We start from the raw sequence: 25,008 nt of genomic DNA on the forward strand, positions 1-25,008 counted from the left end.
AACTCCGAATACCTACAAGTGCCGAGCATGGGAGACACACGGCGGGTGCTAACGTCCGTCGTGAAAAGGGAAACAACCCAGACCGTCAGCTAAGGTCCCAAAATCCTGGTTAAGTGGGAAACGATGTGGGAAGGCTTAGACAGCTAGGAGGTTGGCTTAGAAGCAGCCACCCTTTAAAGAAAGCGTAATAGCTCACTAGTCGAGTCGGCCTGCGCGGAAGATGTAACGGGGCTCAAACCAGGTACCGAAGCTACGGGTATCACCTTAGGGTGATGCGGTAGAGGAGCGTTCTGTAAGCCTGTGAAGGTGAGTTGAGAAGCTTGCTGGAGGTATCAGAAGTGCGAATGCTGACATGAGTAACGACAATGGGTGTGAAAAACACCCACGCCGAAAGACCAAGGTTTCCTGCGCAACGTTAATCGACGCAGGGTTAGTCGGTCCCTAAGGCGAGGCTGAAAAGCGTAGTCGATGGAAAACAGGTTAATATTCCTGTACTTCTGGTTATTGCGATGGAGGGACGGAGAAGGCTAGGCCAGCTTGGCGTTGGTTGTCCAAGTTTAAGGTGGTAGGCTGAGATCTTAGGTAAATCCGGGATCTTAAGGCCGAGAGCTGATGACGAGTTGTCTTTCAGACGACGAAGTGGTTGATGCCATGCTTCCAAGAAAAGCTTCTAAGCTTCAGGTAACCAGGAACCGTACCCCAAACCGACACAGGTGGTTGGGTAGAGAATACCAAGGCGCTTGAGAGAACTCGGGTGAAGGAACTAGGCAAAATGGCACCGTAACTTCGGGAGAAGGTGCGCCGGTGAGGGTGAAGGACTTGCTCCGTAAGCTCATGCCGGTCGAAGATACCAGGCCGCTGCGACTGTTTATTAAAAACACAGCACTCTGCAAACACGAAAGTGGACGTATAGGGTGTGACGCCTGCCCGGTGCCGGAAGGTTAATTGATGGGGTTAGCGCAAGCGAAGCTCTTGATCGAAGCCCCGGTAAACGGCGGCCGTAACTATAACGGTCCTAAGGTAGCGAAATTCCTTGTCGGGTAAGTTCCGACCTGCACGAATGGCGTAACGATGGCGGCGCTGTCTCCACCCGAGACTCAGTGAAATTGAAATCGCTGTGAAGATGCAGTGTATCCGCGGCTAGACGGAAAGACCCCGTGAACCTTTACTATAGCTTTGCACTGGACTTTGAATTTGCTTGTGTAGGATAGGTGGGAGGCTTTGAAGCGTGGACGCCAGTCTGCGTGGAGCCAACCTTGAAATACCACCCTGGCAACTTTGAGGTTCTAACTCAGGTCCGTTATCCGGATCGAGGACAGTGTATGGTGGGTAGTTTGACTGGGGCGGTCTCCTCCTAAAGAGTAACGGAGGAGTACGAAGGTGCGCTCAGACCGGTCGGAAATCGGTCGTAGAGTATAAAGGCAAAAGCGCGCTTGACTGCGAGACAGACACGTCGAGCAGGTACGAAAGTAGGTCTTAGTGATCCGGTGGTTCTGTATGGAAGGGCCATCGCTCAACGGATAAAAGGTACTCCGGGGATAACAGGCTGATACCGCCCAAGAGTTCATATCGACGGCGGTGTTTGGCACCTCGATGTCGGCTCATCACATCCTGGGGCTGAAGCCGGTCCCAAGGGTATGGCTGTTCGCCATTTAAAGTGGTACGCGAGCTGGGTTTAGAACGTCGTGAGACAGTTCGGTCCCTATCTGCCGTGGACGTTTGAGATTTGAGAGGGGCTGCTCCTAGTACGAGAGGACCGGAGTGGACGAACCTCTGGTGTTCCGGTTGTCACGCCAGTGGCATTGCCGGGTAGCTATGTTCGGGAAAGATAACCGCTGAAAGCATCTAAGCGGGAAACTTGCCTCAAGATGAGATCTCACTGGAACCTTGAGTTCCCTGAAGGGCCGTCGAAGACTACGACGTTGATAGGTGGGGTGTGTAAGCGCTGTGAGGCGTTGAGCTAACCCATACTAATTGCCCGTGAGGCTTGACCATATAACACCCAAGCAATTTGCGTCGAACGACCAGATTGCGGTGACTGTGGAGATGACACGAACCGAAAGTTCGCAGCAAGACAACCCACAAACATCACATACCCGATTCGCTGGAGTGCCTCCCAAGGGCATCCCGGCTACAGAATTTCTTGACGACCATAGAGCATTGGAACCACCTGATCCCATCCCGAACTCAGCAGTGAAACGATGCATCGCCGATGGTAGTGTGGGGTTTCCCCATGTGAGAGTAGGTCATCGTCAAGATTCAATTCCGAAACCCCTATCTGCGTGAGCAGGTAGGGGTTTTGTCTTTTGTACGGCATTTTTTGTAAGACCCCTCCTACTTATCAATTCAACATTCAGCTGTCTCTTACAGGCGGGGCAGATCCGGCTGGCTCAACTCGCAAAGCCACATCTGATAAGGTTGACCCTTGATTCACGCTCACCTCAAGGACTTCGCCCATGTCGGCTGTGTCACCTCTTATCCCCGGTTTCATGGTCGTACACGGCAATCGTCTGGACGAACTGCGCAGCCTTGTCGTGAGCTGGATGCGCCTGTACCCACTGCGTCCTCTGGAAAATGAAATCATCCTGGTGCAGAGCAACGGTATCGCCCAGTGGCTCAAACTCGCGCTTGCCGCGGACGAAGGCCCGGATGACGAGGGCGGCGTAGGTATTTCTGCGGCGGTAGACGTGCAGTTGCCGGGTAGTTTCATGTGGCAGTTGTATCGAAGCGTACTGGGGCAGGACCAGATCCCGTCGTCCTCGCTGCTCGACAAGGCGCCGCTCACCTGGCGCTTGATGCGTCTTTTGCCGCAACTGATTGACCAGCCCCATTTCGAACCCCTGCAGCGCTTCCTGCTCGACGACAACGACCTGCGTAAGCGCTACCAGTTGTCCGAACGTCTGGCAGACCTGTTCGATCAATACCAGGTTTATCGTGCGGATTGGCTGCAGGACTGGGCGGAAGGCAAGCATCAGCTGCGCAATGGCAGGGGGCTGAGCAAACCTCTGCCGGCAGGCAATTGTTGGCAGGCGGAGTTATGGCGGGCACTGCTGCAGGATGTAGGCTCCGAAGGCATGGCGCAAAGCCGTGCAGGGGTGCATCAACGTTTCATGGAAGCTGCGGCGGCGCTCGACAAGCCGCCGGCAGCGCTACCCTCGCGGGTCATCGTGTTCGGTATCTCTTCGTTGCCTGCACAGGGTCTGGAGGCACTGGCGGCGCTGGGCAGATTCAGCCAGGTGTTGTTGTGCGTGCACAATCCCTGCAGGCACCACTGGGCAGATATCGTGGCGGACAAAGACCTTCTGCGTCATCAATACAAACGTCAGGCTCGCAAGCAGGGCATGCCAGCGGTTCTGGACACCGACAGCCTTCATCAGCATGCACACCCATTGCTAGCTGCCTGGGGCAAGCAAGGCCGTGACTACATCAATCTGCTCGACAGCTATGATGATCCCGCCAGCTATCAGTCGGCGTTTCAGGATGGTCGCATCGACCTCTTCAGCGACAGCGAGCCACAGCATTTACTGGGTCAGTTGCAAGACGACATTCTGGAGCTGCGCCCTTTGGGTGAAACTCAGTCCACCTGGCCAAGCGTGGATATCAAGACCGACAAGAGCATCCGCTTCCACATCGCTCATGGTGCACAGCGCGAAGTGGAAATCCTTCACGACCAGTTGTTGGCACGGTTCAGTGCCGATGCCGGACTGCGCCCCCGTGACGTGATCGTGATGGTGCCGGATATCGACAGCTATGCGCCGCACATTCGCGCAGTGTTTGGCCAACTGGACCGGGAAGACCGCCGATTCATTCCCTTTACGCTGACCGACCAGGGGCAGCGCGGGCGAGATCCTCTGCTCATAGCGGTCGAGCACCTGCTCAAGCTGCCGGACAGCCGCTTCCCCGTGAGCGAGATCCTCGACCTTCTGGACGTACCTGCCCTGCGGCGTCGGTTCGCGATTCAGGAGCGTGATCTGCCGACCTTGCGTCGCTGGATCGAAGGCGCAGGCATTCGCTGGGGCCTTCACGCGGCGCACCGCCAGCACCTGGGCTTGCCGATCGAGCTGGAACAGAACACCTGGCGCTTTGGGCTGCGGCGAATGTTGCTCGGCTATGCCGTCGGAACCGGTGTGGGCTGCAGTGATATCGAGCCCTACGACGAGATCGGCGGCTTGGACGCAGCGCTTATCGGCCCTCTGGCAGCGCTGCTGGATGCCCTGGAGGTAGCCTGTCAGCAACTTGATCGTGCGGCCAGCCCGGCCGAGTGGGGTGTGCGTCTGCATCAGATGCTGCAGTTGTTCTTCACTGCCGACACCGAGCATGACGAGTACCTGCTCAACCAGCTCGAAGAGCTGCGTGAAGAGTGGCTGCAAACCTGCGAAGCCGTGGGGCTGGTCGAAGCATTGCCGCTGACGGTGGTGCGTGAAGCCTGGCTCGCGGGGCTGGATCAGGGCCGCTTGAGCCAGCGTTTTCTGGCGGGCTCCGTCAACTTCTGCACCTTGATGCCGATGCGCGCGATTCCATTCAAGATCGTGTGCCTGTTGGGCATGAATGATGGCGATTACCCTCGGGCGCAACCGCCGCTCGATTTCGATCTGATGGGCAGCGATTATCGCCCGGGTGACCGTTCGCGGCGCGAGGATGATCGCTATCTGTTGCTGGAAGCGCTGCTCTCGGCGCGCGAACAGCTGTATATCAGTTGGGTGGGGCGCAGTATCAGAGACAACAGCGAACGACCGCCCTCGGTACTGGTCGGGCAATTGCGAGATCATCTGGCCAGTGGCTGGAGGCTGTCGGGCGATGAGGCGCTGGACAATTCGGCCAGCGGGGAGAAGCTGTTGCAGGCACTCACGCTGGAGCATCCTCTCCAACCTTTCAGCGCTCGGTATTTTCATCAAGGCAACCCGGCTCTTTTCAGCTTTGCCAGGGAGTGGCAGCACTTGCATGCGCAAGTAGCGGCACCCCATGCGCAGTCGCCTCTGCAGGCTCATCGTCAGGACGAGCCGCTGAGCGTGGCTCAGTTGCAGGACTTTCTGCGCAATCCTGTCAGGCATTTCTTCAGCCAGCGGCTGAAAGTCTTCTTCGAGTCGGCGGAAAAGCCTGTGGCCGACATCGAGCCTTTTGTGCTCGATGCGCTGGAGCGTTACACGCTCAGTGACAGCCTGCTCGGTGCCGGCATGGCCAGTGCCGACGCCATTGCCGAGACGCTGGAAAGCCATGCGCGCAAGTTGCAGGGCAGCGGCCTGTTGCCCATGGCCGAATTCGGCACTCGGTTGCGCGAGGAGTTGATCGAGCCACTGCCCGATCTGCTCGAGCGCTACCGTCAGTTGCTCGTCATGTGGCCGTCGCGACTGGACAGTGCCCTGCCGATCACTTTCCAGGCCCAGGGTGTCGTACTGGAGGGATGGCTGGCGGGTGTCTACCAGCGTGAAGACGGCAGCTACCTCAGCGTCTCGACGATTGCCAACGCCATTGGCGGCGTGCGCTCGCGCAAATGGCATCGGCTGGTACGCCCTTGGGTCTTGCACCTGGCATCCTGCGCCGTTGGATTGCCGCTGACCACCGCGGTAGTTGCCAGTGACGATACCCTGCTGCTCGAGCCACTGCCCCTGGACCAGGCTCGGAACGCCCTGAGCGATCTGCTGCTGGCCTGGCAAGCGGGCATGACCCGGCCCCTGCCGGTAGCCGTGAAAACGGCCGTGGCCTGGCTTTCGCACACCGATGAGGAAAAGGCTTTGTTGGCAGCACGCAAAGCGTACGAGGGCGATGGTGTGACGAGTAATGGCGAGCGTCGGGAGGCGATGGCACTGATGCGCCAGTTCGCTGATTTCGATGCCTTGATGGACGGGGAAGAATTCGAAGGCTGGGCGCAAGCCTTGTACCAGCCCATGCTGGAGGCGCCCTGGAGATCGGTCGATGACAAGGAGGCTCGCTCATGACATCGCTCGAACGTCCACTGGCATTGGCTTTTCCACTGCGTGGCAGCCAATTGATCGAAGCCAGTGCCGGCACCGGCAAGACATTCACCATTTCCGCACTCTATCTGCGTTTGATACTTGGCCATGGTGGAGACATCAACGGCTTCGGACGCGAACTGCTGCCCCCGCAGATCCTGGTAGTGACCTTTACCGATGCCGCAACCAAGGAGCTGCGCGAGCGCATTCGGATCCGTCTGGCCGAAGCCGCGCGGTTTTTCCGAAGCGAAATAACGGCACCGGATGCGCTCGTCGAGCAGTTGCGCGACGAATTCGAACTTGGCCAGTGGCCGGCCTGTGCCAGCCGACTGGATATCGCTGCCCAGTGGATGGACGAGGCTGCCGTTTCCACGATTCACAGTTGGTGCCAGCGCATGCTGCGCGAACACGCGTTCGACAGCGGCAGCCTGTTCACCCAGAGCCTGGAAACCGATCACAGCGAACTGCTGGGCGAGGTGGTGCGCGACTATTGGCGGCGGTTCTATTACCCGATGCATGGCGCTGCGCTGGATTGGGTGCGGGCTCATATTGGCGGGCCTGCGGCATTGCTTGGTCGGGTGCGGGGGCTGTTCGCGCATGTACAGCAAGATCCATCGGGCGATGAGCCCGGCCAGTTGATCGAACGCTGTCTGGCCGAGCGCGAGCGAGCGCTGGTCGAGCTCAAGACACCTTGGCCGCAGTGGGCCACCCAGTTGCGTGAAATCTGCCTGCAGGCGGTGGCGGCCAAGGCAGTCGATGGCCGCAAGATGCAGGCACGCTACTTCGAACCCTGGTTCGAAAAGATCACCGCCTGGGCTACGGATTCAGATCAGCACGACCTGGATATTGGTACCGGTTTTACCCGCTTGACCCCCGACGGCATGGCCGAAGCCTGGAAAGGCGATGCGCCGGAGCACGCCGGCTTGCACGCGATGGTCGAGCTGCCTGCGGCACTGGCGGCCTTGCCGACGCCTGAAAGCGCGGTTCTGAGGCATGCAGCGCAGTGGATCGGCGCGCGCTTCGAGGAAGAAAAGCGCCGGCGTGCCGAGATGGGCTTCGACGACATGCTGGTGCGGCTGGACCGGGCCTTGCAGGGCTCCGGTGGTGAACAGTTGGCCGAGCTGGTTCGTGAACAGTTTCCCGTGGCCCTGATCGATGAGTTTCAGGATACCGATCCGGTTCAGTACCGCATCTTCGAGCGCATTTACCACATCGAGCGAAACGAGCAGGAGACCGGCCTGTTCCTGATCGGTGACCCCAAGCAGGCGATCTACGCCTTTCGGGGTGCCGATATCCATACCTATCTGCAGGCGCGTCGGGCGACCGAGGGCAGGCTGCATACGTTGGGCACCAACTTCCGCTCTACCCAGGCCATGGTCGGCGCGGTCAACCATATGTTCATGCAGGCCGAGCAGCGTGCGCAGGGGCGAGGTGCATTCCTGTTCCGCCAAGGCGATGACAACCCTGTGCCATTTCTGGATGTGCGGGCCCAGGGGCGCAAGGAGTCCTTGATCGTGGACGGGCAGGCCGTACCGGCCTTGACGCTCTGGCATCTGCCCAGCGACCAGCCCATTTCCGGCGTCGCGTACCGCAAGGCGCTGGCCAGTGCCTGCGCGGCGGAAATCGTGCGCCTGTTGAATGCAGGGCAGGCTGGGCACGCCGGTTTTAAGGTACGGGAAGGCAGCGCCAGCGGTATTCGGCCGGCGGATATCGCCATTCTTGTGCGCGATGGCAAAGAGGCCCAGGCCGTGCGTGCAGAGTTGACCGACCGGGGGGTCCGCAGTGTGTACCTGTCGGACAAGGACTCGGTATTTGCCGCTCAGGAGGCCCATGACTTGCTCGCCTGGCTGAAGGCGTGCGCCGAGCCTGACTCGGAGCGGCAACTGCGCGCTGCCTTGGCGAGCGTCACACTGAACCGCTCTTTGCACGAGTTGGAGCAATTGAACCTGAGCGAGCTGGAATGGGAAGCGCGGGTCATGCAGTTCCGTGGCTATCGAAACATCTGGCGCACCCAGGGCGTGCTGCCGATGCTGCGCCGCCTGCTGCACGATTTCGACCTGCCACTGGCGCTGATCGGCCGTGACGATGGCGAGCGTATCCTGACCAACCTGCTGCACCTGTGCGAACTGTTGCAGCAGGCGTCCAGCGAACTGGACGGCGAGCAGGCGCTGATCCGTCATCTGAGCGAACAGCTGGCACTTTCCGGCAGCGCAGCGGAGGAGCATATCCTGCGTCTGGAAAGCGACGAGCAGTTGGTCAAGGTGGTGACTATCCACAAGTCGAAGGGGCTCGAGTACGCACTGGTCTTCCTGCCTTTCATCTGCAGTTGCAAACCGGTCGACGGCAAGCGATTGCCGTTGGTTTACCACGACGCGGCTCACCGCGTGCAATTGACGCTCAACCCTACATCCGAACAGGTGGCCTTGGCCGACGACGAACGTTTGGCCGAGGACCTGCGCTTGCTTTACGTGGCCCTGACCCGGGCTCAGCACGGCTGCTGGCTCGGCATCGCCGACCTCAAGCGCGGTACGACCAAGGAGTCGGTGTTCCATCGTTCGGCCATCGGGTACCTGCTTGGCGGCGGGCAGCCGCTTGCCGATGCAGGCCAGCTTGCGAGTTGGCTGCAGGCGTCGAGTGCAGGGTGCGCAGACATCGTGAGTGTGCCAGTGCCAGAGGTGGACGATAGCCGTTACGTACCCTTGCGCAGCGACGCCGCGCTGCTCAAGGTGCGCCTGCCAAAGCGCAGTGCGCGGGAGAACTGGTGGATAGCGTCCTACAGCGCGTTGCGCATCAGCGACACGTTGGGCGCGGATGATGACCAGGCGCCCGACAGCGCTCTCGAGCAGAAACTGATGGACGATGAGCGCCTGGACGCGCAGGTGCCGCGCGAGGTGCCGGCCACCAGTGGCGACATTCACCGTTTTCCCCGTGGCCCCGGGCCGGGCACTTTTCTGCACGGCTTGCTGGAATGGGCAGGGCGCGAAGGTTTTGCCAGCGTTGCCGCGGCCCCGGAGCGACTGGCCGACAACGTCGCGCGGCGTTGCAGTCGGCGCGGCTGGAGCGGCTGGATCCCTACCCTGGACGATTGGTTGCGGCGCTTCATCGACGAGCCATTGCAGCTTGGGTCCGAACGAGCCCCGGTACGCATGGCCGATCTCGACCAATACCAGATCGAGATGGAGTTCTGGTTCGCCAGCCATAAGGTCGATGTAAGCCGGCTCGATACCCTGGTGCGCCAGTACACGCATCCCGGCGTGCTTCGAATGCCAGCCGAAGGCGCCATGCTCAACGGCATGTTCAAGGGCTTCATCGACTTGTGTTTCGAGCACCAGGGGCAGTATTACGTTGCCGACTACAAATCCAATTGGCTGGGTCCGGATGATGCCGCCTATACCCACGCTGCGATGACCGAATGCATCCTGGCCAACCGCTACGACCTGCAATACGTGCTGTACCTGCTCGCCTTGCACCGCCAGTTGAAGGCGCGGCTGCCAGGGTACGACTACGACGAACACGTGGGCGGTGCGGCGTTCGTGTTTCTGCGCGGCCTTGGGGCGCCCAGCCAGGGTGTGTACTTCACCCGGCCACCCCGTGAGCTCATCGAGGAGCTCGATACGGTGTTCAAAGGCGGACGCCGTGATGTCCAGGCCGACCTGTTCGAGGAAAGTGCACCATGACCCGCTCGTTTGCCGACCTGCTGCCCACCCCTCTGGATGCACACAGCCTTGCTCAGCTGCAGCCCCGCACACATACGGCCGACCTGTTGGCGTTGCTCGAGCGCTGGGTGGAGCGCGGTTGGCTGCGTGCGCTGGACAAAGCCTTCGTAGCGTTTCTTGCCGACCTCGACCCACAGGGCGACCCTCTGGTACTGCTCGCTGCCGCCCTCGCCAGCCACCAGCTGGGACACGGGCATGTCTGCCTGGATCTGGCGGCGACGCTGCAGGCACCGGATTTTGCCTTGTCCCTGCCACCCGAGGGCGACTTGCAAGGAGGCGTGGCCCTGCTGCCATCGCAGTTGCTTCAGGGCCTGGGTGCCGAGGCCTGGCTGGCCAGCCTGGCGAACAGCTCCTTGGTGGGGGGCGCCGATGACCCTACAGGCAGCTCACCTCTGGTGCTTTCAAGCCAGCGCCTGTACCTGCGTCGTTACTGGGCGTACGAGCGGCGTATCGGTTATGCGCTGCGTCAGCGGCTGGACGCGCGCGAGCCGGTACCGGAGGACCTTGCACAACGGCTGACGCAATTGTTCGGGGCCACCGACGGGGCTCGGATCGACTGGCAGAAACTGGCTTGCGCGCTGGCCGTGCGGGGTGCTTTCAGTATCGTTACGGGCGGCCCGGGAACGGGCAAGACCACCACGGTGGTGCGCCTGCTGGCACTCCTGCAAGGGCCCGCAGTGGCCCAGGACAAACCGTTGCGTATCCGGCTGGCAGCACCGACCGGCAAGGCGGCGGCGCGACTGACCGAGTCGATCAGCTTGCAGGTGCAGAGCCTGCAGGTGGACGCCGCAATCAAGGCGCGTATTCCGACCGAGGTGACCACGGTTCATCGCCTGTTGGGTAGCCGTCCGGGCACGCGGCATTTTCGTCATGATGCAGCCAACCCTTTGCCCTTGGACGTACTGGTGGTGGACGAAGCCTCAATGATCGACCTCGAGATGATGGCCAACCTGCTCGATGCGCTGCCGGCCCATGCCCGACTGGTGCTGCTGGGCGACAAGGACCAGTTGGCCTCGGTCGAGGCGGGTGCGGTGCTGGGCGACCTGTGCAGCCAGGCCGAGTCCGGCTACTACAGTCCGGCGACGCGCGCCTGGTTGGAGCAGGTCAGCGGCGAGGACCTCGCACGCAGCGGGCTGCTCGAAGGCAACGAACGTGATAACGCCCTCGCGCAGCAGGTGGTCATGCTGCGGCACTCGCGCCGATTCGGCGAGGACAGCGGCATTGGCCAGCTGGCAGCCAGGGTCAATTTGCAGGACGCCGACGGCGCGCGTGCCTTGCTGCAGGAAGGCCAGTATCCCGATGTTCATTGGCTGCCGCTCAAGGGCGAGCACGATGTGGCGTTGCTGCGCCTGCTGCTGGACGGACACGGTCGCGACGCCGACGGACCACAAGGCTACCGACGTTATCTGGAGCAGATCGGTACCTCTCGGCCGCCGGCCGACACGCGTCTGGAAGATCAAGCCTGGGCCACCTGGGCCCGTGGGTTGCTTAACGCGTTCGATGAGTTCCAGTTGCTGTGCGCCGTGCGCAAGGGGCCTTGGGGTGTGGAAAGCCTGAACGCCCGCGCGACCCAGGCCTTGACCCAAGCGCGTCTCATTGAGGGTGGCCAACCCTGGTACGAGGGCAGGCCCGTATTGATGACACGCAACGACTATGGCCTGGGCTTGATGAACGGCGACATCGGCATTGCGCTGATGCTGCCCGAGGGTGGCGAGCGCGATCGAATGGTGCTGCGCGTGGCCTTTCCGCGCAACGACGGGCAGGGCGGCATCCGCTTCGTGCTGCCAAGTCGCTTGAATGACGTCGAGACGGTCTATGCGATGACGGTGCACAAATCCCAAGGGTCGGAGTTCGCGCACACGGCGCTGATCCTGCCTGATGCCTTGAATCCGGTGTTGACCAAGGAGCTGATCTATACGGGTATCACGCGGGCCAAGCATTGGTTCACCTTGATCGAAACCCGAAAGGGTGTGTTCGAAGAGGCTGTGCGGCGCAGGGTCAAGAGACTCAGTGGGCTGATGCTTGAGTGGAAGTCGTGAGACGTGTGTGACGCGGCTTGCGCCGCTGCTACAGGGGTTGCGTGGTGCGCGAGTGTCCCATCAGCAGTGCAGCGTTGCGGTCGGTGACGTCACGGATGTAATCCCACAGCAGGATGATCCGCTTGAGTTTCCTCAGGTCCTCCCGGCAGTACATCCAGAACTGCCGAGTGATATCGACTTCTTCGGGCAGGACTTCCACCAGGCGTTCGTCCTGGGCGGCGAGGAAGCACGGCAATATGACCAACCCATGCCCCTGGAGCGCTGCGGTGTACTGGGCAATCACGCTGGTGCTGCGCAGCCCGGCGTTGACGTTGGGCAGCAGTTTGTTCAGGTACAGCAGCTCGGAGCTGAAGGCCAGGTCGTCGACGTAGCTGATGAACCGGTGCTCGCTGAGTTGAGCGCTGCTTTCGATGGGGGGATGACGATCCAGATAGGTCCGCGTGGCATACAGCTTGAGCCGATAGTCGCAGAGTTTGCAGCAGACGTAGGGCCCATGTTCGGGACGCTCCAAGGCGATGACGATATCGGCTTCGCGTTTGGACAGGCTGATGAAGTGCGGCAGCGGCAGGATATCGACCGAGATGGCCGGGTAGGTGTCGACGAAATGGCTGAGCTGCGGGGTGATGAAGAAGCTGCCGAAGCCTTCGGTGCAGCCCATGCGGATATGCCCTGACAGCGCCACGCCGGACCCGGAAACCTGCTCGCAGGCCATGTGCAGGGTGCTTTCAATCGACTCGGCCGAAGCGAGCAGGCGCTGCCCTTCGGCAGTGAGGACGAAGCCTGTGGTCCGCGACTTCTCGAACAGCAGGGTACCCAAGGCATTTTCCAGCGAGCCGATGCGCCGCGATACGGTGGTGTAGTCCACGCCCAGGCGCTTGGCCGCGATGCTGGCCTTGCGCGTACGAGCCACTTCGAGAAAGAACTTGAGATCGTCCCAGTTCAGGTTGCTAAGGTCTTTTTGCATGTTGGACCGGCTTTATTGTGAGTTCTTGTTAGATGTTTGCAGCATCTATACTCCATCGCAGAACCGTCTCGCCACAACAATAAATACGCGGAGGTCATCCATGAACGTGTCCGTTCAACCGAATGCCAGCAAGATCGACGATGTAAAACTGCTGATCGATGGGCAGTGGGTCGCCTCGACCACCCAGGAATGGCGCGACATCGTCAATCCGGCCACCCAGCAAGTGCTGGCGCGGGTGCCCTTCGCCACGACCGACGAGGTCGATGCCGCAGTAGCCGCAGCGCAGCGTGCATTCAAGACCTGGCGCCTGACGCCACTGGGTGCGCGCATGCGCATCATGCTCAAGCTGCAGGCATTGATCCGGGAACATTCCAAGCGCATTGCGCAGACCTTGAGTGCCGAGCAGGGCAAGACCATTGCCGATGCCGAGGGCGATATCTTCCGCGGCCTGGAAGTGGTCGAGCATGCCTGCTCCATCGGCAGCCTGCAGATGGGCGAGTTCGCCGAGAACGTCGCCGGTGGCGTCGATACCTACACATTGCGTCAGCCCATCGGTGTGTGCGCGGGGATCACGCCGTTCAACTTCCCGGCAATGATTCCGCTGTGGATGTTCCCGATGGCGATCGTCTGCGGCAACACCTTCGTGCTCAAGCCTTCGGAGCAGGATCCGCTGTCCACGGTCCAGCTGGTGGAGCTGGCATTGGAGGCGGGCGTGCCGCCGGGTGTATTGAACGTGGTGCACGGTGGCAAGGACGTCGTCGATGCGCTGTGCACCCATGCCGACATCAAGGCGGTGTCGTTCGTCGGTTCGACCGCTGTCGGCACCCATGTGTATGACCTGGCCGGCCGGCATGGCAAGCGCGTGCAGTCGATGATGGGCGCGAAGAATCACGCCGTGATATTGCCGGACGCCAACCGCGAGCAAACGCTCAACGCCCTGGTCGGCGCCGCCTTCGGTGCAGCCGGGCAACGTTGCATGGCCACATCGGTCGCCGTGCTGGTGGGCAAGTCGCGCGAGTGGATTCCCGATATGAAGGCGCTGGCGCAAAAGCTCAAGGTCAACGCTGGCAATGAACCGGGCACCGACGTCGGCCCGGTGATTTCCCGCCGTGCGCTGGAGCGCGTGACGGCCTTGATCGACAGTGGCGTCGAGGAAGGCGCGACGCTGGAACTCGACGGTCGCGGTGTGCAGGTGCCTGGCTACGAGCAGGGCAACTTCGTTGGCCCGACCTTGTTCAGCGGTGTCACCACGGACATGCAGATCTATACCCAGGAGATTTTCGGGCCGGTGCTGATCACCCTGGAGGTGGATACCCTCGACGAAGCCATCGCTTTGGTCAATGCCAACCCGTTCGGCAACGGCGTGGGTTTGTTCACCCAGAGCGGCGCGGCGGCGCGCAAGTTCCAGAGCGAGATCGACGTGGGCCAGGTAGGCATCAACATCCCGATTCCCGTGCCGGTGCCGTCGTTCAGCTTCACCGGGTCGCGCGGTTCCAAGCTTGGCGACCTCGGGCCCTACGGCAAGCAGGTGGTGCAGTTCTACACGCAGACCAAGACGGTCACGGCGCGCTGGTTCGACGATGACAGCGTGAACGACGGCGTCAACACCACCATCAACTTGAAATAGGGCATTGCCATGAACATTGCTTTCATAGGCCTGGGCAACATGGGCGCGCCCATGGCGCGCAACCTGCTCAAGGCAGGCCACACGCTGCATGTGTTCGATCTGAACCAGGACGTACTGGCGGAATTGGCGCAGTTGGGCGGCCACGTCAGTGCTTCGCCCAAGAACGCCGCTGCCCAGGGCGAACTGGTGATCACCATGTTGCCGGCAGCGGCGCACGTGCGCAGCGTCTACCTGGGTGAGGAAGGCGTGCTTGCTGGCATTCGCGCGGGTACGCCAGCAGTGGATTGCAGCACCATCGATCCGCAGACTGCGCGCGATATCGCTGCCGCAGCCTCCAGGCAGGGCGTTGATCTGGCCGATGCGCCTGTGTCGGGCGGCACCGGTGGCGCTCAGGCGGGTACCTTGACCTTCATGGTCGGTGCGTCGGCGCAATTGTTCGGCCAGCTGCAGCCGGTGCTGGCGCAGATGGGCCGCAACATCGTCCACTGTGGCGAGGTCGGCACCGGACAGATCGCCAAGATCTGCAACAATCTGCTGCTGGGCATCTCCATGGTCGGCGTGTCGGAAGCCATGGCATTGGGCAATGCCCTGGGCATCGACACACAGGTGCTGGCGGGCATCATCAACAGCTCTACCGGGCGTTGCTGGAGTTCGGACACCTACAACCCCTGGCCAGGGGTCATTGAAACAGCGCCCGCGGCCCGCGGGTACAGTGGGGGGTTCGGCGCCGAGCTGATGTTGAAGGACCTGGGGCTGGCTACCGAAGCGGCGAAGCAGGCACGCCAGCCGGTGATTCTGGGTGCCGTAGCCCAACAGCTGTATCAGGCAATGAGCTTGCGGGGAGAGGGGCAGCTGGATTTTTCTGCGATCGTGAAGGCGTATCAGCGTCCTGCCGAGTAACACGGTCGCATAGCAAACGGGGGAGGGTGCGCGGTGCAGCGGACGCGGCTTGCGCCGCTGCTACACGCGGATTTCCAAATGGGCGCAAGGGGACTAGACTCGGCTGATAGCTGAATCGATTCACCGCATGATCCATAACTCCAAGAAAGGGCCCCCCCATGAAACTGCTTCCCCTCGCCTGTGCCATCTCCGCACTCACCCTCAGCTCCCACGCTCTGGCCTGGGACTTCGTGTTGCTGGACAGCGACAAGCCTGCGCAGAACCAGCGCATCACCAGCGAACAGTTGGGCGTCAAGGTCGACAAGCCGTTCTCCATCACGATGCGCACCCTGCACGGGGGTCGCCAGGAAGGTGTCAGCCTGATCGACATCGATAACGGCACCATGAAGCTGACGCTGGTGCCTACACGGGGCATGAACGTGCTCCACGCCCAGGTGGGCGACGCGCGCATGGGCTGGGATTCGCCCGTCAAAGAAGTGGTCAATCCGGCCTTCATCGAGCTCAACGGCCGGGGAGGCCTGGGCTGGCTGGAGGGCTTCAACGAACTGGTGACGCGCTGCGGCTACGAATGGGTCGGCCATCCGGGCATGGACAACGGTGAGCTGCTGACCCTGCACGGTCGTGCCGCGAACATTCCGGCCAGCAAGGTCACCGTACATATCGACGAGGCGCCGCCGTATGCGATTCATGTGCGTGGCGAGCTGCAGGAGCAGGCCTTCAAGAAGGTCGATTTCACCGCGCAGACCGAGCTGGTGACCGAACCCGGGACGGCCCGTTTCGTGCTCAACGACACCTTGACCAACAACGGCGACTACCCCAAGGAATACCAGGCGCTGTATCACAGCAACTTCAGCACGCCGTTCCTGGAAGAGGGCGCGCGTTTTGCGGCGGCGGTGAAGCAGGTGTCGCCTTTCAACGACAAGGCCAAGGCTGATCTGGGCGATTGGCAGACCTATCGCGCACCCACCAGGGACTATGACGAAACCGTGTACAACGTGGTGCCCTATGGCGACGCCAAGGGCGACACCCTGACCGTGCTGCACAACAAGGCCGGCAGCCTGGGCGTGGCGGTAGGTTTCAACGTCCAGCAGTTGCCGGTGTTTTCGTTGTGGAAGAACACCGACACGCAAGGCCAGGGCTATGTGACCGGGCTGGAGCCGGGCACCAGCTTTTCCTATAACCGTCGTTACCAGCGGCCTCTGAATCTGGTCCCGACCATCGAGCCCAAACAGCAGAAGCACTTCAGCATCAGCTACAGCCTGCTGGCGGACAAACCGGCCGTGGACAAGGCGCTGAAAACCATCGAGACGATTCAGGGCGAGCGTCAGACCGAAGTGCGGCAGACGCCGCTGGTGGACCTGACCAAGGAGTAGCAACAGCGTTGGCGGCAACCGAAAAACCATGTTCCGCGACGGTGGGACCAGAACCTGGTCCCGCCAATAACCACGCAACAATGGCCATTCATTCGTGACTCTCAAGCAAGAGAGATTTGCGCGCTGCCCGCTTACTCCACACGGGCAAGGCCTCTAGACTGCGGCCATCGACATTTCTCGCACAGTCAACGAGGCCACATTCATGAAAAAGATTCTCCTGCTCAACGGCGGCAAGCAGTTCGCCCACTCCGACGGTCGCTACAACCAGACCCTGCATGACGCCGCCGTGGCCTACCTGGACCGCGCCGGCTTCGACGTGAAGCAGACCTTCATCGACGGTGGCTACGACATTGCCGAGGAAGTGCAGAAATACCGCTGGGCCGACGTGGTCATCTACCAGATGCCGGGCTGGTGGATGGGTGCGCCGTGGACCGTGAAAAAATACATCGACGAGGTGTTCACCGAAGGCCATGGCAGCTTGTATGCCAATGACGGCCGGACGCGTTCCGATGCGTCGCAGCGATATGGCAGCGGTGGTTTGCTCAAGGGCAAGCAGTACATGATTTCGGCCACTTGGAACGCGCCGCAGCAGGCGTTCGACGATCCGGCCGACTTCTTCGAGGGCAAAGGCGTGGACGCAGTGTATTTTCCGTTCCACAAGGCTAACGAATTTCTCGACATGACCGCTTTGCCGACCTTCCTCAGCGTCGACGTGATGAAGATGCCGAACATCGACAACGATGTCGCGCGGTATCAGGCGCACCTGGCCAAGGTGCTGGGCTGACGGCACGCTCGCCAGGGGCAGGGATTGGTGTATGTTTCGCAGGTCCTGGTAGATCCGATGAGGCCTGCGTTGAAATCTCGATCCGATGAGCTGCAAGTCTTCGTCGCCGTCATTCAGAGCGGCTCCATTTCTGCCGCCGCCGAGCAGTTCGGTCAGACCCCTTCGGCGGTCAGCCGCACCTTGTCCAAGCTCGAGGCCAAGCTGGACACCACCTTGATCAACCGCACTACGCGGCGCATGGACCTGACCGAAGAGGGGCGGTTTTTCTTCGAGCAGGCCAAGGAGATCCTGGCGCGCATGGACGAGTTGGAAGAGCGCTTGGCGCTGCGTCACCAGACGCCGGCCGGGCGCTTGCGCATCAATGCCGCGTCACCGTTCATGCTGCACGCGATCGTGCCGTACGTGGCGGAGTTTCGTCAGCGCTACCCGGACATTCTGCTGGAGCTCAACAGCAATGATCTGATCATCGATCTGATCGAGCACAGCACCGATGTCGCCATCCGTATCGGGGTATTGGCCGACTCTACCCTGCACGCCCGGTCGCTGGGTTGCAGCCCGCTGAACATCCTCGCCAGCCCCGCCTACCTCGAGCGCCACGGCGTGCCGGAAACGGTCGAGGCCTTGAGCCAGCACGTGCTGCTGGGCTTCACCCAGACCGAAACGCTCAACCACTGGCCGTTGCGCCATGCCGAGGGCGATCGACTGCAGATCCAGCCACGCATGGCGGCATCCAGTGGCGAAACGTTACGGCAGCTGGCGCTGGAAGGGCAGGGGATCGTCTGCCTGTCGCACTTCATGACCCACGAAGACATTCGCCAGGGGCGCTTGCAGGTGGTGCTGGCCGATGCCAACAGTGGTTACCGCCAGCCGATCAATGCGGTGTACTACCGCAACTCACAGCTGGCATTGCGGATTCAGTGCTTTCTGGACTTCATCCAGGACAAGTTGGCGGCCTACGCCTGCTGAAGCGGCGGGGGATGGATTGCGCCGCTTTCGATACGCCGCTTACCATGACGCCTGATCGCCATTCCCGGGACTCATCATGAAGCGCATCGCATTGCTCGCCGCCCTCGTCACTCTGGCCAGTTGTTCCAGCAAGGGGCCTGACGACGGCAGCCTTGGCAACGAACAGGCGCAGGACATGTTCAAGGAGGCGATGTCGCAGCCGCCCGTGCCGCAGAGTGTGCTGCGCAACGGTGATCGCCTGAGCTTCATGTTGCTGCAGCCCAAGACCGACACGTCGCCGTTCGGCTTTTTGCTGCAAGTCGAGGCGGCGTGTTCCAGCCCCAGCGCCAGCCTGATCTATCTGGACGGGGTGAAACGCATCTATTTCGCCAGCCCCGATGGCAAGTATGCGCCGGCCCGTCCGATCCCGGCTGCGCAGGTAGCGGCGTTGAATGCCAATCCCGCTTTCCAGCGCGCCTGCGCCGCCACTCCCCAGCCCGATTGGCGAGTGCTGTTGGGCAAGGGCGATGAACAATGGGTGCTGATCGACCGTAACAGTTTGGCTACCGTCGAGGGGCAGTTGCAGTTCTGGGCGGCCTACGACTCGCCGACCATCGGCCACGATCAGCCACACAACGCGCCCTATGCACAGAAACGCGAGCGCTATGCCCTGGACTGCGCCAAGCAGACGTTCAGCCTGCTGGCCGGGTATGACCTGGATGAGCACAACACGGTGACCGATGGTGGGGTGTTTTTCGAGCCCAAGACTTACAACGTGAAGGACAGCGACCCGGATTATCGACGGGTGTTCGACGCTGCCTGCGGCAAGCCCGAAGGCCTGGCCGGATTGCCGGCGTTCAAGCCGCGGAGCAAGGCTCCGTTGGTGCTGGCCACCCCGCGCGTGCAGGCGCCGGCGCTGTCGGCGGTCAAGCAGTTGAACCTGCCGAAACCGGCAAAGGTGCTGAAACGGGTAGTGGAAACCGGTACGGCCCATCTCAAAGGGCAGAGCGCACCGTTCACCGAGGAAAAATCGTTCAGCCAGGACAAGGCGTCGGGGCTGCTCTCGGTGCGCACCAAAGGCAGCAATTTCGAGGGGCAGGCGGTGAGCTTTCGCGGCTTGGTCGCGTTGGCCCAGCAAACCGTCTACAGCGGCGAAGCGCCGATGGTGGACAACGTCGGTTTGAATGCCATTGCGTTCAGCGGGGACTGGAAGAACATGCCGGTGGGTGCGCAGCTGGGCTATGTGACCGATGGCAAGATGAGCAACAGCGTGGTCGGCGAGTACGGCAAGCCGCGTCAGGCGTTCGACTGCCGTGTCGAGCAGCAGTTGCCCGCGACCCAGGTCAATGGCCGCTTGAGCGGTCAGGCGAAGAAGCTGCGCTGTGCGCACCTGGAAGACAACCTCAAGCGGGTGGAGACGCTGTATTACCTGGAGGATTACGGGTACTTTTTCCGCGCGGGTGTGGACCCGAACGCGTTCTTTCATGAAGAGCGGGTGTTGAAGGAAGTGGAGTGAGCGGGTTGGGTCGTGTTGCGGCCGGACGCGGCTTGCGCCGCTGCTACAGGGGATCGGTTTCCGTAGCAGCGGCGTAAGTCGCGTCAGGATGTGAGCGTGCTTTCTTAGACGCGGAAATGGCTGACCATCATCTGCAACTGGTTGCCCAGGCGTGCCAACTCGACGCTTGAGGCGGCCGTTTCTTCACTGGCGGCGGCCGTCTGCTCCGATACATCGCGCACGTTGATGATGCTGCGGCTGATTTCCTCGGCAACCGAGCTTTGCTGTTCGGCTGCAGCTGCAATCTGCTGGTTCATCGCCTGGATGCTGGACACCGTGCGGGTAATGTTCGCAAGCGAAGTGCCGGCGCGGCGTGTCAGCTCGACACTGCTGTCAGTCAGGCCACGGCTGCTCAACATCACACTGGCCACCTGTTGCGTGCCCATCTGCAGACCGGCCACCAGACCTTCGATTTCCTCGGTGGATTTCTGCGTACGCTGGGCCAGGCCGCGAACCTCATCGGCCACCACGGCAAAGCCACGTCCGGCCTCGCCTGCGCGGGCCGCCTCGATGGCTGCGTTGAGGGCCAGCAGGTTGGTCTGCTCGGCGACTGCCTTGATCACGTCCATGACGCTGCCGATCTTGTCGCTTTCCTTCTGCAGGGCGTTCATCGCTTCGGTGGAGCGACGGACTTCGTCGGCCAGTTTCTCGATCTGCGCGATGGCTTCGCCTACCACCTTGTCACCTTCACGCGCTTCGTCGTCAGCGGTGGTGGCGGCCACCGAGGCCTGTTCGGCGTTGCGCGCCACTTCCTGAACGGTCGCGGTCATCTCGTGCATGGCGGTGGCGACCTGATCGGTTTCGACTTTTTGGTTGTTGACCCCGGCACTGGTCTGTTCGGTGACGGCGGATAATTCTTCGGCAGCGCTGGCGATCTGGGTGACGCTGTCGCGGATGCCGCCGATCAGCTCGCGCAGGGTTGCGCCCATGCGCTGAATGCCTTGTTGCAGCACGCCCAGCTCGTCCTTGCGGGTGACTTGCAGGTTCTGACTCAGGTCGCCGCCGGCAATGCGCTCGACAACTTCCAGGGTCTGCTGCAGTGGGCGGGTGATCTGGCGGGTAATGATCCACGCGGCAAGGATCCCGAAGATCAGGGCCAGCAGCGCGGCGCCGATCTGATAGCTGCGCGCTTCGGCGCTTTCGGCATCGCGCCGCTGGATCTGGATCTTGTACAGCTCGTCGCTCAGGCGGACGATTTCAGCGCCTTCCACGGTCATCTCGGCACGCGCCGTAGCGATGTTGGCGATTGCCGCCTTGAAGCCGGCGACTGCAGTGCGGTAGTTACCCAGCGCGGCGTTGAGTTGCTGGAAGCGGGACTGCTCGGTGGGCAGGCGGGCGGACAGCTGCTGCAGCTCGGCCACGGCGCGGTCCATCTGGGCGAAGGCGGCCTGTTCGGATTTTTCATTGACGTTGCTGGTATAGGCGAGCACGTCGTAGCGCGTCTGCTGGATCAGTTCACGGACGCGGGTGATGGCCTGGAATTCGTCGAAGCGCAGGTCGCCGTCGGGCACTGCAAGCACTGCCTGATTGATCTGGTTGACCAGCTCGGTGGCAGCCGTCGCCGTGGCGGTCATGTTCTGCCGCGCGACATTGCTGGCCTTGTAGCCGTCGCGCATCTGGTTCAACGACTTCTGATACGCGTCGATCTGCTCGGACTGGGCCTTGAGGCGCTGCAGGTTCTCGGGGCTCTTGAAGCCGTCGATCAGTTTCTTCTGCTGGGTCTCGAAAGCGTCCAGTTGGGTCTGCACGGTTTGCGCAGACGCATCATCGCCGTTGGCCAGCATGTACTGCAGGCGCACGATGCGCAGCTTGGTCAGGCTGTTGTTCAGTTCGGAAATGTCGCTCATCCAGTTGCTGCGCTGGATCAGGCTGCTCAAGCTGGTCCAGCCGGTCAGCGCCAGCAGCGCGGTCAATACCAGCACCAGGCCAAAGCCCAGCGCAAGTTTTCGGGTAACGCTGATATTGCCGAACCAGCCGTTCATAAATGTGCTCCTGACAGTAAAGGATCAGACCTGGACGACCGTCGTTGTGGTTATGGGTGGTCGCCATGAAAAGGTCTTCTTGATCCCCCCATATCGGCACCTTGTCGCAGAGCTGAAACAAAAAATCGGATCACCGAGGCAAAAAAAAACGGCGCGATCGAGATCGCGCCGTCTGGCTGTTGCGGCCGTTGCATCAAGCGATCGGCTGCGAACTCCACTCACCGTTCACCAGGCGTTGCAGGCCCAACGGGTTGGCATTGCGCAGCGCTTCGGGCAGCAGCGCGTCCGGGTAGTTCTGGTAGCAGACCGGACGCAGGAAGCGGTCGATCGCCAGGGTGCCGACAGAGGTACCGCGCGCATCCGAGGTGGCTGGGTAAGGGCCGCCGTGGACCATGGCGTCGGACACTTCCACACCGGTCGGGTAACCGTTGACCAGAATGCGGCCGACTTTCTGTTCCAGCACCGGCACCAGCCATTGGTACTTGACCAGGTCGGTGGCCGGTTCGCCGATCAGGGTGGCGGTCAGCTGTCCGCGCAGCGATTGCAGCGCGGTCTTGAGCTCGGCATCGTCGGCGACTTCGATCACCACGGTGGCCGGGCCGAACACTTCTTCCTGCAGCAGTTCGTCGCCATTGAGCAGCAGGCTTACATCAGCCTTGAACAGCTGCGCCTGAGCCTGTTGGCCTTCCTGCGGGTTACCGGCCAGGTGCGTGATGCCTTCATGGGCCAGCAGGTGTTCGACACCTTTGCTGTAGCTGCGCAGACCACCGGCATTGAGCATGGTTTGCGGCGCCTGGGCAGCCATTTGCGTTTGCAGCTGCTCGAGGAAAGCGCTGAAGGCCGGCGAGCGAACGCCGATCACCAAGCCCGGGTTGGTGCAGAACTGGCCACCGCCCATCACCACGGACGCCGCCAGTTCCTTGGCCACGGTTTCGCCGCGGGTGGCCAAGGCGTCCGGCAGCAGGACGACCGGGTTGATACTGGACATTTCAGCGAACACCGGGATCGGCTGGGCACGCTCGGCGGCCATTTTGCACAGCGCATTGCCGCCGTTCAGCGAGCCGGTGAAGCCGACCGCTTGAATGGCCGGATGCTTGACCAGCGGCTCGCCGACGCCGGCACCGAAGATCATGTTGAACACGCCCTTGGGCATGCCGGTCTTTTCTGCAGCACGGATGATGGCGGTGCCGACCAGATCGGCTGTCGCCATGTGCCCGCTGTGGGCCTTGAATACAACCGGGCAACCCGAGGCCAGCGCGGCGGCGGTGTCGCCACCGGCCGTGGAGAACGCCAGGGGGAAGTTGCTGGCGCCGAACACGGCAACCGGGCCGACGCCGATGCGGTACTGGCGCAGGTCGACGCGCGGCAGCGGCTTGCGGTCGGGCAGGGCGAGGTCGATCCGGGCACCAAGGAAGTCTCCACGGCGCAGCACTTTGGCAAACAGGCGCATCTGGCCGCTGGTGCGACCGCGTTCGCCTTGGATGCGGCCGGCAGGCAGGGCGGTTTCCTGGCAGACGACTGCTACGAAATCATCACCCAGCGCATCGAGTTCGTCAGCGATGGCATCGAGGAATTCAGCGCGGCGAGCGGGGCTCAGCTGGCGATATTCCAGGAAAGCGTCGTCGGCGGCCTGGCAGGCGGCGTCGACTTCGGCATCGGTGGCTTGGTAGAAGCTATAAGGAAGCGCCTCGCCAGTGGTGGCGTCGACACTCTTGAGTTTGGGCTCGCCACTGGCGCTGCGGTTGCCGCCGATGAAGTTGTGACCGAGGATGTTAGGCATTGTTGTCTCCGTGTCCTGTGGGCGGGTTGTTAACAGACATCATACAACTTGAGCATATACCGGGCAAGTTGCCCCCCGAACCCCCTACTGTAGCCGCCTCGGCCGCAGATGTGGTGAATCAGGCAGACCGCGGTGAGCCCGGACGCGGCTTGCGCCGCTGCTACAGAGGCCTGTCGTGGTCGATTCGCAACCCCTGTAGCAGCGGCGCAAGCCGCGTCGGCGGTCTATGCGGTGAATCAGGCAGACCGCGGTAAGCCACATCGGCATTCGCGCCGAAAGAAAGCAAATAGCCAGCACGCAAGGTAGCGGCGAACAGGGCCTTGGAGGTAAGGTGAGCAATGGTGCATCAATGGCGATGACGCGCGTCGCCCCATGAAGAGAACGAGAGGCCATGCCGCCCATTCCCCTGCTGATCTGCGATGACTCGAACATGGCCCGCAAGCAGCTGCTGCGCGCCCTGCCAGCGGATTGGGACACCACCATCACCCAAGCGGTGAACGGCCGCCAGGCGCTCGAGGCGATTCGCGAGGGCAAGGGCGATGTCATGTTGCTCGACCTGACCATGCCCGACATGGACGGCTACCAGGTCTTGGCAGCACTGCGTGAGCACGGTTTGCGCTGCAAGGTCATCGTCGTCTCCGGCGACGTGCAGGATCAGGCTCTGCGCCGGGTACGCGAACTCGGTGCGCTGGCCTTCATCAAGAAGCCGGCCGAGCCCGACGAGTTGCGCCGAGTCCTGCTCCAGGCCGGCCTGCTGGAAAAGACTACCGGCGGCCCCTTGCGCGGCGGCAGCGACAGCACCATCCACATCGGCTTCATCGACGCTCTGCGCGAGGCCATCAACGTTGCCATGGGCCAGGCTGCTGCCATGCTGGCCAAGGTGCTCGGCGTGTTCATCCACTTGCCCGTACCCAACGTCAACCTGCTCGAAGCCAGCGAGTTGCACATGGTCCTGGCCGACGTGCAGAGTACACAGCCGATCACGGCAATCTGCCAAGGCTTCATCGGCGGCGGCATCGCCGGTGAAGCGATGCTGATCTTCCACGACTGCGACATCGCCGACCTGGCTCGACTGATGAACCGCAGTGCGCTGGACTACTCCGACCAGGAAATGCTTCTGGACCTCTCGTCGGTCATCATCGGCGCCTGCCTCAGCGGCCTGGCCCAGCAGTTGGACGTGATGTTCTCCCAGAGCCATCCGCACCTTCTCGGCGACCACGGCGCGATCGACGACCTGATCGAAGTCGGCAGGCACCGCTGGAAAAAGACCCTGACTGTCGAAATCAGCTACGCGCTGGAAGGCCACTGCATTCATTTCGACTTGCTGTTGCTGTTCACCGAAGACTCGGTGCAGTTGCTGCGCGACAAGCTCGACTACCTGATGAACTGAGC

General features: G+C 61.7%; 13 protein-coding genes and 2 rRNA genes (1 of these 15 cut by a window edge). 12 read left to right on the forward strand and 3 right to left on the reverse strand.

Annotation, left to right across the window (positions count from 1 at the left end):
• The 5 genes from ONG87_RS02775 to recD all read left to right on the forward strand — a co-directional run.
• Window positions 1-1,995, forward strand: a 23S ribosomal RNA gene (locus ONG87_RS02775); it begins 899 nt to the left of the window's first position.
• A gap of 147 nt (window positions 1,996-2,142) precedes the next feature.
• Window positions 2,143-2,258: ribosomal RNA gene (gene rrf / locus ONG87_RS02780) — 5S ribosomal RNA — on the forward strand.
• A gap of 198 nt (window positions 2,259-2,456) precedes the next feature.
• Window positions 2,457-5,936, forward strand: coding sequence for an exodeoxyribonuclease V subunit gamma (gene recC / locus ONG87_RS02785; protein WP_264382169.1), 3,480 nt, complete (start codon window positions 2,457-2,459; stop codon window positions 5,934-5,936).
• Window positions 5,933-9,628: an exodeoxyribonuclease V subunit beta gene (gene recB / locus ONG87_RS02790; RefSeq protein ID WP_264382170.1), complete on the forward strand. Its 3,696-nt coding sequence runs from the start codon at window positions 5,933-5,935 to the stop codon at window positions 9,626-9,628. Before recC ends, recB begins: the two co-directional genes overlap by 4 nt.
• Window positions 9,625-11,706 carry an exodeoxyribonuclease V subunit alpha gene (recD, locus tag ONG87_RS02795; RefSeq protein WP_264382171.1) on the forward strand — a complete coding sequence of 694 codons (2,082 nt, stop codon included), beginning with the start codon at window positions 9,625-9,627 and terminating at the stop codon, window positions 11,704-11,706. Before recB ends, recD begins: the two co-directional genes overlap by 4 nt.
• Before the next feature lie 28 nt (window positions 11,707-11,734).
• Here recD and ONG87_RS02800 read toward each other — a convergent pair whose 3' ends face one another.
• Entirely contained in the window at window positions 11,735-12,670 is a 936-nt protein-coding gene (locus ONG87_RS02800; protein WP_264382172.1) for a LysR family transcriptional regulator, read from the reverse strand.
• 100 nt (window positions 12,671-12,770) lie between these two features.
• Between ONG87_RS02800 and ONG87_RS02805 the strand changes: the two genes are divergently transcribed.
• The 6 genes from ONG87_RS02805 to ONG87_RS02830 all read left to right on the forward strand — a co-directional run bounded on the left by ONG87_RS02805 (window position 12,771) and on the right by ONG87_RS02830 (window position 19,815).
• Window positions 12,771-14,297 (forward strand): CoA-acylating methylmalonate-semialdehyde dehydrogenase, encoded by a 1,527-nt coding sequence (locus ONG87_RS02805; protein ID WP_122480250.1) that lies wholly within the window; start codon window positions 12,771-12,773, stop codon window positions 14,295-14,297.
• Between the two features lie 9 nt (window positions 14,298-14,306).
• Complete coding sequence (gene mmsB, locus ONG87_RS02810; protein ID WP_122480249.1) at window positions 14,307-15,197, forward strand: 3-hydroxyisobutyrate dehydrogenase; 891 nt, start codon at window positions 14,307-14,309, stop codon at window positions 15,195-15,197.
• Between the two features lie 158 nt (window positions 15,198-15,355).
• The gene (locus ONG87_RS02815) at window positions 15,356-16,570 is read left to right on the forward strand and encodes an aldose 1-epimerase family protein (protein WP_264382173.1); all 1,215 of its coding nucleotides are present in this window, start codon (window positions 15,356-15,358) and stop codon (window positions 16,568-16,570) included.
• 202 nt (window positions 16,571-16,772) lie between these two features.
• The gene (locus ONG87_RS02820) at window positions 16,773-17,354 is read left to right on the forward strand and encodes an NAD(P)H-dependent oxidoreductase (RefSeq protein ID WP_264382174.1); all 582 of its coding nucleotides are present in this window, start codon (window positions 16,773-16,775) and stop codon (window positions 17,352-17,354) included.
• A 69-nt stretch (window positions 17,355-17,423) separates the two neighbouring features.
• Window positions 17,424-18,320, forward strand: coding sequence for a LysR family transcriptional regulator (locus tag ONG87_RS02825; protein ID WP_192138155.1), 897 nt, complete (start codon window positions 17,424-17,426; stop codon window positions 18,318-18,320).
• Window positions 18,321-18,396: 76 nt separating this feature from the next.
• Entirely contained in the window at window positions 18,397-19,815 is a 1,419-nt protein-coding gene (locus ONG87_RS02830) for a hypothetical protein (RefSeq protein WP_264382175.1), read from the forward strand.
• A gap of 104 nt (window positions 19,816-19,919) precedes the next feature.
• Here ONG87_RS02830 and ONG87_RS02835 read toward each other — a convergent pair whose 3' ends face one another.
• Both ONG87_RS02835 and ONG87_RS02840 read right to left on the reverse strand, forming a co-directional pair.
• The gene (locus ONG87_RS02835) at window positions 19,920-21,836 is read right to left on the reverse strand and encodes a methyl-accepting chemotaxis protein (RefSeq protein WP_192056340.1); all 1,917 of its coding nucleotides are present in this window, start codon (window positions 21,834-21,836) and stop codon (window positions 19,920-19,922) included.
• Between the two features lie 193 nt (window positions 21,837-22,029).
• Window positions 22,030-23,616, reverse strand: a complete 1,587-nt coding sequence (locus ONG87_RS02840; RefSeq protein ID WP_192056342.1) for an aldehyde dehydrogenase (NADP(+)) — start codon at window positions 23,614-23,616, stop codon at window positions 22,030-22,032.
• A 391-nt stretch (window positions 23,617-24,007) separates the two neighbouring features.
• Here ONG87_RS02840 and ONG87_RS02845 point away from each other — a divergent pair, with 391 nt between their 5' ends.
• The gene (locus ONG87_RS02845; protein WP_122480242.1) at window positions 24,008-25,006 is read left to right on the forward strand and encodes a response regulator; all 999 of its coding nucleotides are present in this window, start codon (window positions 24,008-24,010) and stop codon (window positions 25,004-25,006) included.
• Window positions 25,007-25,008 lie beyond the last annotated feature (2 nt).

The sequence above is a fragment of the Pseudomonas sp. MM227 genome, from assembly GCF_947090715.1.
Taxonomy (GTDB): domain Bacteria; phylum Pseudomonadota; class Gammaproteobacteria; order Pseudomonadales; family Pseudomonadaceae; genus Aquipseudomonas; species Aquipseudomonas baltica.